Below are 16,282 nucleotides of genomic sequence, written 5' to 3'. Positions count from 1 at the left end.
CCGGCAGCCAGCGACCAGGATCAAGCCCCCTTGCTGCCGACTGGCCACTGGCGACCTATAAGTTCCAGCCTCCCGCCACTTCCAGCTCCTGCCCGGTTACGTAGTCGCTGGCCCGCACGAAATACAGGGCAGCGTCCACGAGTTCGGCCACGGTGCCGACGCGTCCAGCAGGGATTTCGCGCAGGGGCTGGCTGACTGACGTTTCGATCACGCCGGGCGAGACGACGTTCACGCTGACGCCCGTGCCCGATAGCACTTTGCCCAACGCGTGCGTGAGGTGCAGCACGCCTGCCTTGGCAATCGCGTAGGGCACGATGCCAGGGCGGGCCACCTGGTGCCTTGCGCCCGCGTATCCCAGATTCACGATGCGCCCGAAGCCCGCCTCCCGCATCAGGGGCGCGGCCTCCTGACAGGTGGCGAAGGTGGCGGTGAGGTTGCTCGACAGCATCTCCGTCCACTCGGCGTCAGTGGTTTCGAGCAGGGGCTTGTGGACGTAGTTGCCCACGTTGTTGAGCAGCACGGCGAGGGGAAGGTCAGGAAAGGCGGTGTGGGCGGTGTGGACGAGTTGCCGGGCCTGCCCGGGCTCCGTTACGTCGGCCTGTAAGGTGGTGGCGAGGACGCCGTGGGCCTGGCATTGCCTCGCCGTTTCCCGCGCGTCCTCCTCGCTGCCCCGGTAATGAACGGCCACCGCGTACCCCTCACCCGCCAGGGCGACGGCCAGCGCCCGCCCAATGCCGCGGGCTGCCCCGGTGACGAGGGCCGTGCCCCTCTGATTCCCGCTCATCCGCGTCTCCGGGCCAGGTCCACCAAGGTCTTGGTATAGGTGTTCAGCGGGTAAGCTTCCGTTTCTTCCAGCGAACTCCAGGCCCACGTCTCGATCTCCCCGTTGGGCGTGATGGCCGTGTCGTCGGTCCGCGCGAAGAAGTCCACCAGCAGCATGTGGGCGGGCTTGTGGAACTCCTCGCTCAGCACCGCTTCCTGCGTCTGGGCGTACCTGACGTCTCGCAACCTCAGGCCCGTTTCCTCACGGAATTCGCGGACCGCCGCCTGCTCCAGGGTTTCACCCCAGTCCACCTTGCCGCCGGGCACCCCCCACAACCCGCGCCACTTCGTCGTTCGGACGAGCAGCACCCGGCCGTCCGGTCCCCACACGAGTGCGCCCACACATACGACGGGTCTATTCATGACCATCAGGGTAAGTGGTGTGGGGGCGCTGTCCGCAGGGAAAGCGACAAACCCCTCCTACCTTCCCCGCCTCCGTAATGCCCGTCGTTCCAGCGTGGTCACGATCAGGTACAGCGCCACCCCCAGGAGCACCAGCAGCACGATGGCTGCGAACTGGCGGGGCATGTCGTAGTAGGTGCGGGCCTGGTTGAGCGCGTAACCGAGCCCCTTGGTCTGGTTGGTCACCGTTTCCCACACCACTGCGCCGATCAGCGCCAGCGATAGCGACAGCCGCAGCCCACCCAGCATGACGGGGAGGGCCGAGGGCAGTTCCAGCCGGGTCAGGCGCTGCCAGGGGGTGGCGTGCAGGGTGGAAAACAGTTCGTGATCGGTGGCCCGCACCTCGCGTACCCCGACAATGGTGGACACCATCAGCGGGTACAGCGCACTCAGGGCGCTGACCAGCACGGCGGGCAGCGCCCCGAAGCCGAACCATGCGGTCAGGATGGGCACCAGCACCACGATGGGCGTACTCTGCGACGCCACCACGAAGGGGCTCAGAAAGCGCTCCAGGGGCCGCGATTTGCCCAGCGGATAGCCGATCAGCACCCCCGCCAGAGAGCCGAGCAGCCCGCCGAGCAGCGTGACAGCCACCGTGACGCGCGCGAAGCCCGCGAACTCGCTGGGCGTCTTGAGCAAGGCCGCCCACACCTGCGTCGGGCTGGGCAGGATGAACGGCTGATGAAGCGCCCGCGCCACAACTTCCCACAACAGCAGCCCGGCGAGCAGGGCGGCCGTGGGCGCGAGCCAGCCGCGCGAGGGTTGGGCGGGCGGGTCCACCTGGATCCGGGTGCTGTCCCCCGCGCCCAGCAGTGAGCGGAGCTGCGTTTCGATGGGGCTGGCGGGGGGCGCTTGGGTCTTCTCGCGGGTATCGAGCACGGCCAGAATTCGCCCCCCGCGTAGCACGGCCACCCGGTCGGCCAGCGTTGCGGCCTCCCGGATGGAGTGGGTGACGAGGATGGTGGTGCGGCCCGTCTTCTCGTGCAGGTGGCGTAGCTCGGCGTTGAAGCGCTCGCGCACCAGGGCGTCGAGCGCCGCGAAGGGTTCGTCCAGCAGCAGCACGTCGTTGCTCTGCGCCAGCGCGCGGGCCAGCGCCACCCTCGCCCGCATCCCCCCCGAGAGCTGCGCGGGGAAATAGCCGCAGTAGGCGTCCATGCCCACCAGGTGCAGCGCCTCGCGGGGAGCGAGCGTGCCCCCGGTCCCCAGGTCACGCGGCAACTCCACGTTTCTCAGCGCCGTGCGCCAGGGCAGCAGCCGGTCATCTTGAAACATCAGCGCTGGGGGCGAGGCCACCGCCACCGTTCCTTCTGCGGGGCGCAGCAGTCCGGCCAGCACCCGCAGAAGCGTGCTCTTGCCTTCGCCCGAGGGGCCGATCACTGCCAGGAATTCGCCGTGCGGCACGGTGAGGTTCAGGTCCTTCAGCACAGTCTGACGTCCCAGGCGCACCGTGACGCCGGAGAGGCGCACGGCCACGTCCACCCGCACCTCCTGCACGTCCTCTCTCAGCGCTGCCTGGCTCATCCCTTGGGCCTTCCGCGGGTGTTGACCAGCACCACCCCCGCAATCGCAATCGCCCCCCCGATGACCGAGAGGGCCGTGGGCAGCTCGTGCAGCCAGCCCCAGGCGATCAGGATGGCGAACACCGGCGAGACGTACAGAAAGGACGTGGCTGTGCCCGCGCCCACGCGCGCCAGGGCGAAGGTCCAGGTCAGGTATGCCAGCGCTGCCGGAAACAGCCCGATGTAGATCACGGCGAGGTGCGCAGACAGGGGTGCGCGCGCCAGTTCACTGCCGAAGCCGGGCAGAAAGGCCAGCATGGGTACCGTGCCCAGCATCAAGCTCCACACCGTAAAGTGCAGCGGGTTCATCCTCCCCAGCAAGGGCCGCTGAAACACGAAGTACAGGCTGGTAAACAGCGCGGCGGCCAGGATCAGCAGCGCTCCGCGCGTGAAGTCCACGCTCTCACCCCGCCCCAGCACAATCAGGGCGACGCCCCCCAGGCTGACGAGCGTGCCCAGCCATCCCAGCGCATTGAGCCGCTCGCCGCCGAAGCGCGTGGCGAGCAGCGCTGTAATGACGGGGCCGGCCGCGATGATCAGGCTGGCTGTTCCGGCAGGCACGCTGACCTCGCCGTAGTTCAGGAAGAGGTGGTAGAGCGTGATGCCGGAAAAACTGAGGAGCCCGATGCGGCCCAGGTCCGCTCCAGAGGGCAGTGGAATTCGCGCCACCAGCGCGTAGATTCCCAGCGCCACCGCCGCCACCAGAAAGCGGTACAGCGTGAGGTGTCCCGGCGAGAAGGCGTCCAGCCCCGCCCGGATGCCCGCAAAGGCCGATGCCCAGAACACGATGGTCACGAGAATTGCTCCCAGCGAGAGGGGATCGAGGCGACCCACCTGGGGAGCCTGGGAAGTCATGGGGCCTGCCGGAGAAGGGCGTGGAAGAGGGCAACCGGAGCCATGGGTATCAGCCTAGCGCCTGCCCCTCCATAAGGAGGGCATCAAGGGCGACACATCCGCGCGGTCAGCGGAGCGGGGAAGGATGGAAGACACCGAAGTTTGTATCCGGTCCAGCGCCACCCAGTACAGGAGGTTTCTCCATGAACGACGATTCCAGAGACAACCCGTCCGGCAAAACCCCAGCGGGTGGAGCGAGCTATATGGGCGCGACGCCCGAATCTCCCGATGCCAACACGAATCTCGATTCCAACCTGGCAACGGGGCCGCAGACGGCAGTGGACCGGGCCGCCATGCAGACCATCCACGGTCAGGGCACCGAGACGGGCGCAATGCCGGACCCCGCGCGCCAGAGCGACAACAGCGGCATGGTCCGCCCCACGGGCGATACAGAAGACGCCGACATCATCGGCGCGAGCGGCAACGACCGCAACGGCGACCGCACGGGGAGCTAACGCTTCCTCCATCCTTCGCGCGACGCCCTTTTCCTGGCCGCCTCTTTAAATGTAGGTTGGGGAAGGATTCACGTGGCCTCTTTGGCCCCGCCCCTACACTGCCCGCAACGGAGGAACGACCATGGGACCGAATATGAACATCGAGAACAGCAAGGAAGAGGGCAAGAGCATGGACCAGAGCCGCATGATTGGCGGCGCGGCGGGCGGTGCCCTGCTGCTGCTGGGCCTGCGCCGCCGCGGCTTCCTGGGCCTGAGCATGGCCGCTGTCGGCGGGTACCTCGCCTACCGCGCGGCCACGGGCAACGACCCGGTGATGGCAGCGGCGGGCCTGAACGGCACGGCGAACGCGGCCAAGCCCATCTTTGTCGAGCACAGCATCGTGATCGACCGCCCGGCGCAGCAGGTGTACGCCTACTGGCGTCAACTTGAAAACCTGCCCCGCATCATGAGTCACCTCGAGAGCGTAACCGTGCTGGACGAGCGCCGCAGCCGCTGGGTGGCGAAGGCCCCGCTGGGCACCCACGTGGAGTGGGAAGCCGAGATAGTGAACGACAAGCCCGGCGAACGCATCGGCTGGCACTCCCTTCCCGGCGCGACGGTGGACAACGCGGGCAGCGTGCAGTTCGAGAGTCTGCCGGGTGGCGGCACCCGCATTCACGTGGCGCTGTCGTACCGTCCCCCCGCCGGAGCGCTCGGCGCGGCCGTCGCCAAGCTGTTCGGCGAGGAGCCCAGCCAGCAGATCGCCGACGATCTTCAGAACTTCAAAACCACCTTCGAGGGTGCAAATCCCGTCGCATAATGTTCAGTAGCGCAAAGGGGAGCGGCTCCGGGTGGGCCGCTCCCCTTTGCCTGGGTGCCTACCACCTCAGGTCAAAGCCGCTAAAGGGCCGTCCCTGGCTTACTGCGCTGCCCTCCACGCGGTTCCACCCCTGCTTGACGTTAAAGCCGAACAGGCCCAGGTCGCTGTTCGAGTAGATCAGGAAGCGGTTTTGATACGTGGTTCGGGGTTCACCGGCGTCGTAGGCCTTGTTGCCGTTGCTGTCCACATAAGCGGTGACCTCGTAGGCACCCGCGCGCGGAGCCGCGGGCAGCGAGATCGCGTACACGCGCTTTTGCGGGTTGAAGGTGCCCACATCCACCTGATCCACCGCGTTGTTCTCGAAGCCGCCGCCCGTGCGGCCCAGCAGGGCCAGGCGCACGTCGCCGCCTGCGGGTGCGGTGCCGGAGATGCTGCCCGTCACGTCTCCGTTGGGCAGGCCGAGCGTCGAGCAGGCGGCGAGGGCAAGGGGCGCGGCCAGCAGAGGGAGAGCTTTTTTCACACGCGTCACCGTACCTGCCCCGCGGCCCGTGCGGTTCAGCGCAAGCTCAAGGAAGATTCAAGGTTGATCAGGTGTGGGGGGAAGTGCTGGGACTTCACCCTCAGCCCCCGCCTCCACCACCGTCAGCGAACGCAGCGTCTCGCCCTGGTGCCAGCCGTACTGGGGTTCACGCAGGCCCAACGCCTCGGCCACCGCGCGGGCGGCGCTGGGCTCGGGTTCGCCGTCTAGGCAAAACAGCAAAAACTTGCGCCCCCCCGGCCCGATGCGGAGAAACAGGTTCTCGCCCAGTTCGAGCTGCTGGGTGCGGCCCAGTTTCTCGGCGCGGCCCTGGGCGTAGCGCAGCGCGTCGCGGATACGAACGGTGACGGTGGGGTGGCTCACGACGCCTCCTGCGCGGGGGTGCGCATCCCGGCGAGCAGCATCTGGGCATAGCGCTCTGCCACATCCCGGGGGGTCAGGCGGCCGCCGGGGCGGTACCACGTGTAAGCCCAGTTGACGGCCGACAGGATCAAGTTGGCGCTCATCTTCACGTCGAGATCCGGGCGAAAGGTGCCTTCCTCGATCCCCTGCCGTACGAGGTCCCGGTAAAAGGCATCGATGGTGTCGCGCCAGTCGGTCACGCGGGCGTAGGCGGCGGGCGAGAGGTGCTTCCACTCGTGGAAGAAGACGGTGGCGCTCTCCATGTTGTCCGCCACCACGCGGATATGGCGCTCCATCGCTTCACGCAGCTTCTGGTCGGCGGGCAGGGGATCGGCCCGGAGGGTCAGCAGGGCCGCGTCGAACTGCCCCGCCGCCGTCTGCACGATCTCCACGAGCAGGTCTTCCTTGCTGCTGATGTGCGCATAGAGGCTGCCGCCCTGCATCCCGAGCTCTCCGGCCAGGTCCCGCATGCTGGTGGCGTGGTAGCCGCGTTCGGAAAACAGGCGGCCCGCCACGTCCCGGATCTGATCGCGCCGGGTACGGGCGGCGGGCTCGGGGGTGGGGGAGGCGGGGGGCGTGGAGTCCGTCATGGTGGGGCGTGAAGGCAGCGTAGCACGCCCCCGAGCGAACGCCCGTTAGGCTGGGTGCATTTCGTGGCATTTGCCTGGCCGTTTGTCTGGAGTGGACGACGCGAGCAAAGGGCCTACACAAAGGGAGGGGGCCGTGCGGTAGAACGGAGACCATGACCTCCCAGCCCGCTTCTGCCTCTCCGGCCATCCCGGACCTGCCCGGCGTGCGGCCCGCCGTTCAGGCCGTGCCCGCCTACCCGTTCACGCCCATCGACGCGCCCATCAAGCTCGATCAGAACGAGAGCGCCTACGATTTCCCGGCGGAGCTGAAAGCCCTGGCGGCAGACCGCATGGTTGGCCAGCTCTGGAACCGCTATCCAGACCTGCACGCGGAGGGATTGCGGGCGCGGGTGGCGGCCTTCGAGGACTGGGACGAGGCGGGCGTGGTGATCACGCCGGGCAGCAATGTGCTGATCAAGATTCTGACCGAGTTGGGCGGCATCGGGCAGACGGTCCTGACCGTGCGGCCCACCTTCAGCGTCTATACCCTGGAGGCGCAATTGCTGGGCGCGAACCTGGTGGAGGTGCCCCTGAATACAGACTTCTCGCTGCCCGTAGAAGGACTGAAGGCGGCGCTGCGCGCCAACCCCCCCGGCGTGCTGTACATCACCCAGCCCCACGCGCCAACGGGCTTTCTGGACGCCGAAGCCGCCGTACGTGAAGTTGTGGAGGCTGCCGACGGCTGGGTGGTGGTGCTGGACGAGGCGTACCACCAGTACAGCGGCACGGATTACCGCGACCTCGTGCGCGCGGGCGAGAACCGCCTGAGCCTGCGGACCTTCTCCAAGGCGTGGGGCCTGGCGGGCGTGCGGCTGGGCTACGCGCTGAGCAGCCCCCGACTGGCCGCCCACCTGCGCAAACTGGTGTCGGCCTTTAACGTCGGTGTGCTGGCCCAAGTCGCGCTGGAAGTCGCGCTGGAACATCCCGGTTACGTGGCCGAGCGCGCGGCGGAGGTGCGCCGGGAACGTGAACGCGTCTACGCCGCCTTGCAAGGGCACCCGGTCTGGACCGCGCTGCCCAGTCAGGCCAACTTCTACCTGCTGCGTACGCCCGACGCCGACGCCGCTTACCGGCACCTGCGCTCATGTGGGATTGTGGTCCGCCGTCAGGACAAGTTGCCGATGCTCGGAGGCTGCCTGCGCGTGGCGGTGGGCAGCCCCGCCGAGAACGACGCCTTTATTGAGGCGGCGCGGGCGTTTCGGTAGGGAAAGCGCGAGCACTCCGGAAAGCGCGGGAGCGCTAGCCTGTAGGACCGTGGACCTTTTCGCCGCGCCCCCCGACTTCGCGCCCCGCTCGCCGCTGGTGCGTGCGTGTACGGCGTGCGGCGCGTGCTGTACGGCGCCCGACATCCACGCCCTGCAAAAGCCCCTGGGGGTGCCCTGCGTCCATCTCGGCGACGGTTGCCTGTGCACCGTCTACGCCGCCCGCCCTGGTGTATGCCGCAGTTACCAGCCTGACTGGGTGTGCGGTGAGGTTGCGCCGTTGCCGACGCTGGAGGCCCGGGCACGGCGGTTTCTGGAGATTTACGGGCTGGAGGGAGCAGAGTCTCCGGCTGTTGGCGGTTAGCCTCTGGCCTTCCGGGAGCCAACGCATCAGGCCACCCGCCACCGCACATCCCGCCACCACGGCCCAAGCCGGAAGTCGCCCTGCCGTCAGCGCCGCGAATGCCTGAAGCAAACGGAGACCGTACAGCGTGGCCGGCAGCAACCCCACCACGCCCGCATTCAGCCCCGCGAGCGCCGAGCGAAAGGTGGGACGCGCGGACAGACCCGTCCCGAAGGGCAGCGCCCCACCATCAGCGGGCGCACCGGGCAGAGACACGCCCAGGGTGATGCGGCGGCCTGGCAGGCGGGCAAGGCCGGTTGTGCCGTCCCCAGCTGGGTGGAGAAGGTCAACAGTGGCCCCGGCACGGCGTTGGCCGCTCCGTACCCTGCCGCAAACGTCTCGCGCGTCAGGAAGCGCGTCGCAGATCCCGTTTCCAGCAGGGGCAGCACCACGTGTCCACCGCCGAAGACCCGCGCCCCGGCCCGGAAGGTGACTTCCAGAAGGGCCCCGTCACTGCCCAGCAGCAGGGCGGCCCCCGCCGGGCGCGGCGGGGGAACGGCAGGCGGCTGTTGCGCACCCCCGGTCTCCAGGTGCAGAAACCGCCTGCCGATCAGGGCACACCGGGTCAGCGCCGCCACCTGCACCCCCGCCCGCCACTGCCGTTCATTTCGCAAAGGCGCGTCACACCCAGCGCGAAGGCGGCCATGATGCCCGTACTGGGCAGCGTGAAGCCCGGCCAGCGCGCAACAGCTCCAGGCCGCGCCCCGCCTGGCGAGCAGGCAGGCGGGGCAGAAACGGTGTGGGAGCCACTGGATCGGCGTAAGCGGCCTGAGCCAGCCGCCTGCGCCGCTCTACCAACTCGGCCCGAAGTCCCCAGGTGCGCCGCTGGACCGCCGAAACGGCTCAGGCGAAGAAAGACCTCCAGGGCGGGCACCGGAGGTCAGGGTAGGGGAGGACGGTCAGCCGTGGGTAAGAAGAAGGAAGCCCCCGTAAAGGCTTCCCCTTTCCAAAAGTTCAAGTCTGGCGGCCAGGCGCTTTCCCTCAATCGTCCGCCGCTTGCCCGTCCGTCTTGGGCACTTCCGGGTTCTCGATAAACTCGGTGGGATCCACCATGTCAAAGCCAATTTCACGTTCGTAGTCTTGAATCTTGGTGTGCAGGCGCCGCACGTCGCCCTCGATCTGGCCGTAGTCAAAGGTCTCGAAGATGGCGGTGGTCTTGAAGTTGCCGCCCTCGAAGTCTGGCACCTCGCGGGTCTTCTTGATGCCTTCTTCCAGCGCCTTGCGGCTCTCAATGCCCATGTTGCGGAAGGCCACCTGCAGCACGTCGCGTTGGAATTCGCGCGGACCATAGATGCCGGCGCGGTAGACCACCTCGAAGAACTGGTCCCAGTCGGGCACAAGCATGGACGCGGGCATGGAGAACTGTCCGATCACGTTCTTGATCGCGTTCAAGGTGCGCTCGGGGTAGTAGTACAGGTACATCCGCACGCCTTCGAGGAAGAAGTTGTAGTGGGCGGCTTCGTCCACAGCGATGGTCTGGGCCACCTTCGCCAGCACAGGGTCAGAAAAGCCCTGGAGGTGCGGCTTCTCGCTCTTGCCCTGGGCAATTTTCATCATGTTCAGGTAGTTGAGCTGGGTGGCGCGCTCCTGAAACACGGTGTACACGAGGTTGTGGATGGCGTCGGGAAAGGGCAGTTCCCAGGTCTGGGACTTGAGGCGCTCCTTGTACTCGGCGATCCACTCCGGGCTGCGCTGCTCGCTGAACAGCACCGCGTTTTCCCAGGCGTCGGCGTGCTTTTCCTCCTCGCTTCCCCAGCGCATCTGGAAATGGCTTCGGCCGTGCGAACGGCGCACGAGGGTGATCAGGCTGCTCGTGAAGTCCGGCGCGTACTGCTCGACGGCAAAAAAGCCCTGCAGCACCGTGACGATCTCGGACGGCAGATCCTTGCTCAGGCTGCGCCAGTCGAAGCTGCGGTCCGGGTTCCAGTTGCGGGTTTCCTGGCTGCGTGCGGTGTACCAGCGGTACAGGCCCAGAAAGCCCCTTTCGATCAGACGGTCTTTTTCGCGGTTGCTGAGCAGCCCGGCGGGGGTCTGCGGGCGCTCGTTGAGCATATTGGGGGGCAAAATGTCGGCCATGGGGGGTTCTCTCCTTCGTCGTCCTGAGGGGGTACAGACGGTGGGGACGATAGGCCTTCAGCCTAGTGCCGCCCCCCCGACGAACGGGTGAATTGGGACGCGGTGTAAAGCTATGAAAGCCCACAGTTTTCGCTGGGCCAGCTTCCCACGCCGTTCCGGTCGCGCCTGTACGCAGGTACGCCTTTTCCTGGCTCCTCCTTCCCCAGCGCAGAGGGCCGGCTGTGGGGTCTATTCCGCCGTTCCGACTGGGACTGCTTGAGCCGCTAAACTCAGGGCCATGAGCCTGCTCGGTCAGCCCGCGCCCGACTTCACCCTGCCTTCGACGGGCGGCGATCCCGTGACGCTGAGCAGTTACCGGGGGCACAACCACGTGGTGCTCGTCTTTTATCCGCTGGATTTCAGCCCGGTGTGCTCCATGCAACTGCCCGAGTATTCCGGGCGGCAGGACGATTTCGCCGAGGCCGGGGCCGTGGTGCTGGGCGTTAACCGCGACAGCCTCTATACCCACAAGGCCTGGGCCGCCGAGTACGGCATCGAGGTGCCGCTGCTGGCCGACATGAATCTGAACGTGGCCCGGCAGTACGGCGTTGCCATCGATGACCGGGGGATCAGCGGGCGGGCCGTGTTCCTGATTGACAAGGCGGGCGTGGTGCGCTTCGAGCACACCGAGGCCAAGACGGGCGACTACACGGTGAGGCCAGGGGCGGTGTTGGGCAAGCTCGCGGAGCTGGGATGAAGGCGTGCACCTTCTGCGCCATTGCCGCAGGGGATGTGGAGGGCAGCCAAATCGCGGAAACGGAGCTGTGCCCCGCCTTTCTCACCATTGACCCCTGTCACCCTGGGCACGCCCTGGTGATTCCGAAGCGTCGCGCGCTCCAGGAGGCGGGCACACCCGCACAGCTGGGGCAGCGGGTGGCCCAGGCGCTTTAGAGCATGTGTCAAAGACGGGGACTTCTTTTTGAGCGAGCAGGGCGAGCGAACTTGAATGAGAATGGAGCCGTGAGGGGCGCCCTTCCACTCACGGCGGAATTCGGACAAATGCTTTGGGCCAGCGGGCCCGCTTCCGAAGGTTTCAACCGGTGGACGGCAAACGGTGAAGTGGCCGGGCAGGACGCGCTTTACCCCCACCTGCACGCGTTTCTCAGGCGCAACGATGACCGCCTGAAGATGCAAGTGGACAAACCCGCCCCGAAGCGTGCTGGATGAGGTGACAAGCAGATTCGCGCGGTCCTGCAGCGCCCAGCAGGGCAAAACACGCGGCCTTGACCGAATCCCATGCCCAGCCCGGTACCGTGGCGCACCCGCACTGTGGCGCGCGCTTTGGGGAGCCGTCGCCGCCTGGGAATGCGGCGGCGTTGCCCCGCCTGTGGCAGGGAGGCCGCGCCGCAGCTGGCGGAGTCTGGGCGCTCGGGGTGGAGCGTGACCTTCAGGGATGTCCGCCGACTGGTGCTCGGCGGGAACACGCGGGGCCCCACGGTAGAGCGGGCTGGACGTTTCAACAGGTGGAAGGCGAAGCGTTTTTCACCGATGGGTTCGGGCGCAGGCACACCCTCGAAGTGGCCCACCTCCTTATTCAGCGGGCGCCCGAGCGGCAGTTCAATCTGTACCAGATGGCGATGAACTTCTGGCGCTGACGGCCCTTCTGGAGCGGGGGCCTCCGGGCAGGGTGACCATATGCCCGGAGGTGAGGATCACGCAGGGGGACTCGGAATCGGTGCGGTCCACGCCGCAGGACTTGAGCCGGGTCCTGCCGCCTTTCGCCAGGGACATCACTGCCGCCGAGCATGAACCGCTCTTCAAGGTGCTTCCACGCCCTCCACCCTCGGCGTCACCGTGTTGCGGCTGATGGACTGTTCCGGGATCCGCAGCGCCCGGTTTCGCGTCCCCAGCAGGTTGGGAATCAGCACCGCCGCCAGGATACCCACGAAAAAAACCAGGAAGAAGTGCCCCACCCACACGGTGACCTTGACCGCCGTATCGCGCGGCGGCAGGAAGCGCTGAGCTTCCTGCTGGCGGTAGACGGCGGCGAAACGCCACACCACGCCCGCGGTGGCGGGCAGAGGCGCGAGCAGCCCCACCGGCCCAGCCGCGACGGGCAGGGCCAGTTCCCAGACCAGCAGCGTGGCCGCCGCCCACACCAGATGCCACATCCCCGTGCCGATCAGCGTGAAGCCCGCTCCTGCCAGCAGTCTGCGCAGCAGGCCGGCGAAGGAGGGCGTGGCGGATCGGCGGGAAAACCGGTGGGGAGGGGACAGAGACGGGCTGCGCGTAAGGGTCGGCATCAGATGAGGCGGCCGCCATTCCGCTTTCCCCTTCCACTGCGCCACTCGGCCGATGCGGCGCTGGCCCCCCTTCGCCTAACTTGAAAGGATGCCGCAGGCCTCTTCCCCTCCTCCCTTCCCCGCGTCCCCGCCGCGTTCTAGATCGGTGGCCGTGCTGCGGACCTACCTCGGTCCGCTGAAATGGCAGGTGCTGACCCTCGCCGCGCTGCTGCTGGGCGGCACGGGCCTGAACCTGGTGCTGCCGCAACTGCTGCGGCGTTTCGTGGACCAGGCCAAGCTGGGCGGCGGGGCCGACGTGGGGCTGCTCGCGCAGTTGGCCGTGCTGTATATCGGCCTCGCGCTGCTGGTGCAGCTGATGACGGCCGGAGCCACCTACGTGGGCGCGCGGGTGGGCTGGACCGCCACCAACCGGCTGCGCGCGGACCTGATGGAACACATGCTCTCGCTGGACATGCGCGAACACAAGGAGCGCACGCCCGGCGAGATGATCGAGCGCATTGACGGCGACGTCACGGCCCTCAGCAACTTCTTCTCGCAGTTCGCCGTTCGGGTGTTTGGGGCGGCCCTTTTGTTGACGGGCGCGGTGGTCATGTTCTACCTGACCGACTGGCGCGTGGGCGTGGGCATCACCCTGTTCGTGGCCGTGACCCTGTACGCCATGAACCGCGTTCGCAAGGGCGGCGTTGAGCCCACCCGGCTGGAGCGCGAGAGCAGCGCGCAGATGTTCGGGTACATCGAGGAGCGCCTCGCGGGTCTGGACGACGTGCGCTCGCTGGGGGCCGGAGAGCATCACCTGCGCGGCTTCTTGCGGGTGCAGCGCGCTTTTTTTAACCGGGCCACCTTTTCCTGGCGGCGCAGAAGCGTGGTGTGGCAGCTCTCGATGGCCCTGTTCGCCGCCGGGTACGTGGGTATTCTGGGCGCGGCGGTGGGGCTGTATGCGGCAGGCACCATCACGCTGGGCACCGCCTTCTTGCTGTACCAGTACATGAACATGGTGGAAGAACCCATCGATCAGTTGACCCAGCAGCTGCAGGAGTTGCAGAAGGCCGGGGCCAGCCTGGGCCGCATCGGTGACCTGCTGACGCTGCAAACGGACCTGCGGGAAGGAACGCGCCCCCTGCCCGGCGGACCGCTGGACCTGCGCTTCGAGGGAGTGGATTTCAGCTACGCGCCCCAGGACCCCACGGTGCGGAGCGTGCTGCACGGCGTGTCCTTTCACCTGCCCGCCGGGCAGACGCTCGGCCTACTGGGCCGCACCGGCAGCGGCAAGACCACGCTGACGCGGCTGGTGTCCCGTTTGTACGACGTGACTGGCGGAAGGGTCACGCTGGGCGGTGTGGACATCCGCGAGGTGCGGCTGGAGAGCCTGCGCGCCCGCGTGGCGGTGGTGACCCAGGACGTGCAGCTGTTTCAGGCCAGCGTACGCGACAACCTCTCCTTTTTCGACGAATCGGTCAGCGACGCCCAGGTGGAGGCCGCGCTGGAGGAAGTCGGCCTGGGGCTGTGGCTCTCGCGCCTCGAAGGCGGGGTGCGGACACCGCTGCTCGCCGGGAGCCTGAGCGCGGGGCAGGCACAGCTGCTCGCCTTTGCCCGCGTGCTGCTGAGGGACCCCGCCGTGGTGATTCTCGACGAACCCAGCAGTCGCCTGGACCCCGCGACCGAGGCCCAGCTCACCCAGGCGATGACCCGCCTGCTGACTGGACGCACCGCCATCGTGATCGCCCACCGCCTCGATACGGTGGCCCGTGCGGACCGCATCCTGGTGCTGGGAGACGGCCAGGTCCTCGAAGACGGCCCGCGCGCCGCGCTCGCGCGCGACGCACGCAGCCACTATGCCGAACTGCTGCGCGCGGGCGAGAAGTATGCCGAGGAAGTGCTGGCTTGAGCGCGTTCTTGTCTGCCCACCGTCCGTTTTCCCCTTTGCCCATGCGGAGCCACCCATGACCACCCCAGCCCTCACCGACGCCGCTCCTCCCCCGCAGGAGCGGACCTTCGCCCTCTCGAAGCGGCTCTTCGTCTACAACCCAGGGCTGTTTGCCTTCAACCTGCTGATGTGGGGGATGGTCCACGCCTCACCCGCCCTGCTTACCCTGGCGGTCAGCGGCGTGTTCCGGCGGTTGGAGGACGCGGACGGGCTGCGGACGCTGGGCCAGCCCGTCGACCCGCTGATCGCTGCCGCGTGGGTGTCGGTGGGCTGGTTCGCCTTCGTGCGGATCAGCCGTTTCGGCATCTTCTACGGAGCGTTCCGCGCCTGGATTGAGCTGTGGTACACCCTGGACGCGCTGGTGAGGCGCAACCTGCTGGGCTACCTGCTTACCGCGGCTGGCTCGCGCCGGTTGCCTGACACGCCCGCCGAGGCGGTCAGCCGCTTCCGCGACGATGTGGAGGATGTGGCCGGCTACACCGAGGTCTGGGTGGACGGGGCAGGCTTCCTGCTGTACTGCCTGCTGGCTGTGGCGATGATGGCCCGGGTGGACCCCCTCATCACAGGGCTGGTGTGCGCGCCACTGCTGCTGATGGTGGTGTTTGTGCGCCGGCTCTCGCCCACCATCCGCAGCTACCGCCGCCGCATGCGCGAGGCCACCGCCCGCGTGACCGACTTTATCGGCGAGACATTCGGGGCCGTCAGCGCGGTCAAGCTCGCCGCACGCGAGGGGCAGATGGTGGCGCACCTGAAGGCCCTGGGCGAGACGCGCCGTCACGCTGCCCTGCGCGACGTGCTGCTCACCGAACTGATTCGGGGCGTGAACACCAACATGGTGAACCTCGCTGTGGGCCTGGTCTTGCTGCTGGGCGCGAACAAGGTGCGCGGCGGGTCAATGGACGTGGCCGACTTCGTGCTGTTTATCGGCCTGCTGCCCCGCCTGACCGGCTCGATGGGTTTTTTCGGTGACGCCATCGCCCGACACCGCCGCACCGGCGTGAGCTATGACCGCATGGAGCGGTTGCTGCAAGACGCCCCGGCGGGCACCGCCGTGGCCCACCATCCCATCTACCTGCACGGGGAGCCGCCTGCGAACTCGTCGGCCCCGGATCCCCGGCCCCTGGAAGAGCTGCGCGTGGAGGGCCTGACCGCCCACCATCCCGGTGGTGCGGGCGTGACCGACGTGAGCTTCGCCCTGCGCCGGGGCGAGTTCGTGGTGGTGACCGGGCGCATCGGCAGCGGCAAGACCACCCTGCTGCGCGCCCTGCTGGGCCTGATGCCCGCAGAGGGCGAGGGAGGGCACGGGGGCCGCACCTTCTGGAACGGCGAGGAGGTCGCGGACCCCGCCACCTTCCTGGTGCCGCCGCGCGCCGCGTACACCGCCCAGCTGCCCAACCTCTTTTCCGACTCCCTGCGCGAGAACGTGCTGAGCGGCAGCGAGCCAGATCGCCTCGCGCGCGCCGTGCGCCTCGCGGTGCTGGAGCCAGACCTCGCGCAGCTCTCGAACGGGCTGGACACGCCGGTGGGCGCACGCGGGGTCAAGCTCTCCGGGGGACAGGTCCAACGTACGGCGGTGGCGCGGATGCTGGCGCGCGACGCCGATCTGCTGGTGTTCGACGACGTCTCCAGCGCCCTGGACGCCCGCACGGAAGCCCTGCTGTGGGACGGCCTCTTTACCGAGACCGACGCCACCTGCCTCGTGGTGTCGCACCGCCGCGCCGCCCTCACCCGCGCAGACCGAATCATCCTGCTCGAGGACGGGCGTGTGACGGGCGAGGGGACGCTGGGCAAGTTGCTCGAGACGAGCGAGGAGATGCGGGCGCTGTGGGCCGAGGACGCGGTGGAGGGGGAGTGAAGAGGTGGCGCTGGCAGCGGAGGTCGAGGGGCTGCGCTGT

19 protein-coding genes are annotated in these 16,282 nt (G+C 67.9%); 9 read left to right on the top strand and 10 right to left on the bottom strand.

Going from position 1 to position 16,282, the window contains the following annotated elements:
* Positions 1-55 precede the first annotated feature (55 nt).
* Genes tmpR through B9A95_RS27995 form a run of 4 tightly spaced genes read right to left on the bottom strand, consistent with a single transcriptional unit; the run spans position 56 to position 3,638 of the window.
* Positions 56-784 (bottom strand): bifunctional dihydropteridine reductase/dihydrofolate reductase TmpR, encoded by a 729-nt coding sequence (gene tmpR, locus B9A95_RS28010; protein WP_084050571.1) that lies wholly within the window; start codon positions 782-784, stop codon positions 56-58.
* The gene (locus B9A95_RS28005; protein ID WP_139807014.1) at positions 781-1,185 is read right to left on the bottom strand and encodes an NUDIX domain-containing protein; all 405 of its coding nucleotides are present in this window, start codon (positions 1,183-1,185) and stop codon (positions 781-783) included. Before B9A95_RS28005 ends, tmpR begins: the two co-directional genes overlap by 4 nt.
* A 57-nt stretch (positions 1,186-1,242) precedes the next feature.
* On the bottom strand, positions 1,243-2,745 hold the full coding sequence (locus B9A95_RS28000) for an ABC transporter permease subunit (RefSeq protein ID WP_084050567.1): 1,503 nt from the start codon (positions 2,743-2,745) through the stop codon (positions 1,243-1,245).
* The gene (locus tag B9A95_RS27995) at positions 2,742-3,638 is read right to left on the bottom strand and encodes a DMT family transporter (RefSeq protein ID WP_084050565.1); all 897 of its coding nucleotides are present in this window, start codon (positions 3,636-3,638) and stop codon (positions 2,742-2,744) included. Before B9A95_RS27995 ends, B9A95_RS28000 begins: the two co-directional genes overlap by 4 nt.
* 182 nt (positions 3,639-3,820) lie before the next feature.
* On the opposite strand from B9A95_RS27995, the gene B9A95_RS27990 reads away from it, so the two are divergent.
* Entirely contained in the window at positions 3,821-4,132 is a 312-nt protein-coding gene (locus B9A95_RS27990) for a hypothetical protein (RefSeq protein ID WP_084050563.1), read from the top strand.
* A 121-nt stretch (positions 4,133-4,253) separates the two neighbouring features.
* Positions 4,254-4,931, top strand: coding sequence for an SRPBCC family protein (locus B9A95_RS27985; RefSeq protein WP_084050561.1), 678 nt, complete (start codon positions 4,254-4,256; stop codon positions 4,929-4,931).
* A 58-nt stretch (positions 4,932-4,989) separates the two neighbouring features.
* On the opposite strand, the gene B9A95_RS27980 is transcribed toward B9A95_RS27985, so the two are convergent.
* From B9A95_RS27980 to B9A95_RS27970, 3 genes are read right to left on the bottom strand one after another with little or no spacing between them, the layout of a single operon-like run.
* Positions 4,990-5,451: a hypothetical protein gene (locus B9A95_RS27980; RefSeq protein WP_084051028.1), complete on the bottom strand. Its 462-nt coding sequence runs from the start codon at positions 5,449-5,451 to the stop codon at positions 4,990-4,992.
* Between the two features lie 57 nt (positions 5,452-5,508).
* Positions 5,509-5,832, bottom strand: coding sequence for a hypothetical protein (locus B9A95_RS27975; RefSeq protein ID WP_084050559.1), 324 nt, complete (start codon positions 5,830-5,832; stop codon positions 5,509-5,511).
* Positions 5,829-6,461 (bottom strand): TetR/AcrR family transcriptional regulator, encoded by a 633-nt coding sequence (locus tag B9A95_RS27970; RefSeq protein WP_084050557.1) that lies wholly within the window; start codon positions 6,459-6,461, stop codon positions 5,829-5,831. Before B9A95_RS27970 ends, B9A95_RS27975 begins: the two co-directional genes overlap by 4 nt.
* Before the next feature lie 152 nt (positions 6,462-6,613).
* Here B9A95_RS27970 and B9A95_RS27965 point away from each other — a divergent pair, with 152 nt between their 5' ends.
* Both B9A95_RS27965 and B9A95_RS27960 read left to right on the top strand, forming a co-directional pair.
* Positions 6,614-7,705 carry a pyridoxal phosphate-dependent aminotransferase gene (locus B9A95_RS27965; protein WP_084050555.1) on the top strand — a complete coding sequence of 364 codons (1,092 nt, stop codon included), beginning with the start codon at positions 6,614-6,616 and terminating at the stop codon, positions 7,703-7,705.
* Positions 7,706-7,754: 49 nt separating this feature from the next.
* Entirely contained in the window at positions 7,755-8,066 is a 312-nt protein-coding gene (locus tag B9A95_RS27960; protein WP_084050553.1) for a YkgJ family cysteine cluster protein, read from the top strand.
* A gap of 158 nt (positions 8,067-8,224) precedes the next feature.
* Here the strand turns inward: B9A95_RS27960 and B9A95_RS35845 are convergent, their stop codons facing one another.
* Complete coding sequence (locus B9A95_RS35845) at positions 8,225-8,719, bottom strand: chromate transporter (RefSeq protein WP_245808526.1); 495 nt, start codon at positions 8,717-8,719, stop codon at positions 8,225-8,227.
* A gap of 367 nt (positions 8,720-9,086) precedes the next feature.
* Positions 9,087-10,181, bottom strand: a complete 1,095-nt coding sequence (locus B9A95_RS27950; protein ID WP_084050549.1) for an acyl-ACP desaturase — start codon at positions 10,179-10,181, stop codon at positions 9,087-9,089.
* Positions 10,182-10,458: 277 nt separating this feature from the next.
* Here B9A95_RS27950 and B9A95_RS27945 point away from each other — a divergent pair, with 277 nt between their 5' ends.
* From B9A95_RS27945 to B9A95_RS32785, 3 genes are all read left to right on the top strand, one after another.
* The gene (locus tag B9A95_RS27945; RefSeq protein WP_084050547.1) at positions 10,459-10,917 is read left to right on the top strand and encodes a peroxiredoxin; all 459 of its coding nucleotides are present in this window, start codon (positions 10,459-10,461) and stop codon (positions 10,915-10,917) included.
* The gene (locus B9A95_RS27940) at positions 10,914-11,111 is read left to right on the top strand and encodes an HIT family protein (protein WP_084050545.1); all 198 of its coding nucleotides are present in this window, start codon (positions 10,914-10,916) and stop codon (positions 11,109-11,111) included. Before B9A95_RS27945 ends, B9A95_RS27940 begins: the two co-directional genes overlap by 4 nt.
* A 332-nt stretch (positions 11,112-11,443) precedes the next feature.
* Complete coding sequence (locus tag B9A95_RS32785; protein ID WP_139807013.1) at positions 11,444-11,815, top strand: hypothetical protein; 372 nt, start codon at positions 11,444-11,446, stop codon at positions 11,813-11,815.
* A 162-nt stretch (positions 11,816-11,977) separates the two neighbouring features.
* Here B9A95_RS32785 and B9A95_RS27930 read toward each other — a convergent pair whose 3' ends face one another.
* Positions 11,978-12,463: a hypothetical protein gene (locus B9A95_RS27930; RefSeq protein WP_084050541.1), complete on the bottom strand. Its 486-nt coding sequence runs from the start codon at positions 12,461-12,463 to the stop codon at positions 11,978-11,980.
* Positions 12,464-12,551: 88 nt separating this feature from the next.
* Between B9A95_RS27930 and B9A95_RS27925 the strand changes: the two genes are divergently transcribed.
* The gene (locus B9A95_RS27925; RefSeq protein ID WP_084050539.1) at positions 12,552-14,348 is read left to right on the top strand and encodes an ABC transporter ATP-binding protein; all 1,797 of its coding nucleotides are present in this window, start codon (positions 12,552-12,554) and stop codon (positions 14,346-14,348) included.
* A 55-nt stretch (positions 14,349-14,403) separates the two neighbouring features.
* Positions 14,404-16,242, top strand: a complete 1,839-nt coding sequence (locus tag B9A95_RS27920) for an ATP-binding cassette domain-containing protein (protein WP_084050537.1) — start codon at positions 14,404-14,406, stop codon at positions 16,240-16,242.
* Positions 16,243-16,282: the final 40 nt, after the last annotated feature.

This window comes from Deinococcus hopiensis KR-140 (assembly GCF_900176165.1).
GTDB classification, from domain to species: domain Bacteria; phylum Deinococcota; class Deinococci; order Deinococcales; family Deinococcaceae; genus Deinococcus; species Deinococcus hopiensis.
The sequence above is the reverse complement of the archived record's forward strand: the minus strand, read 5'-3'. Positions and strand labels throughout refer to the sequence as shown.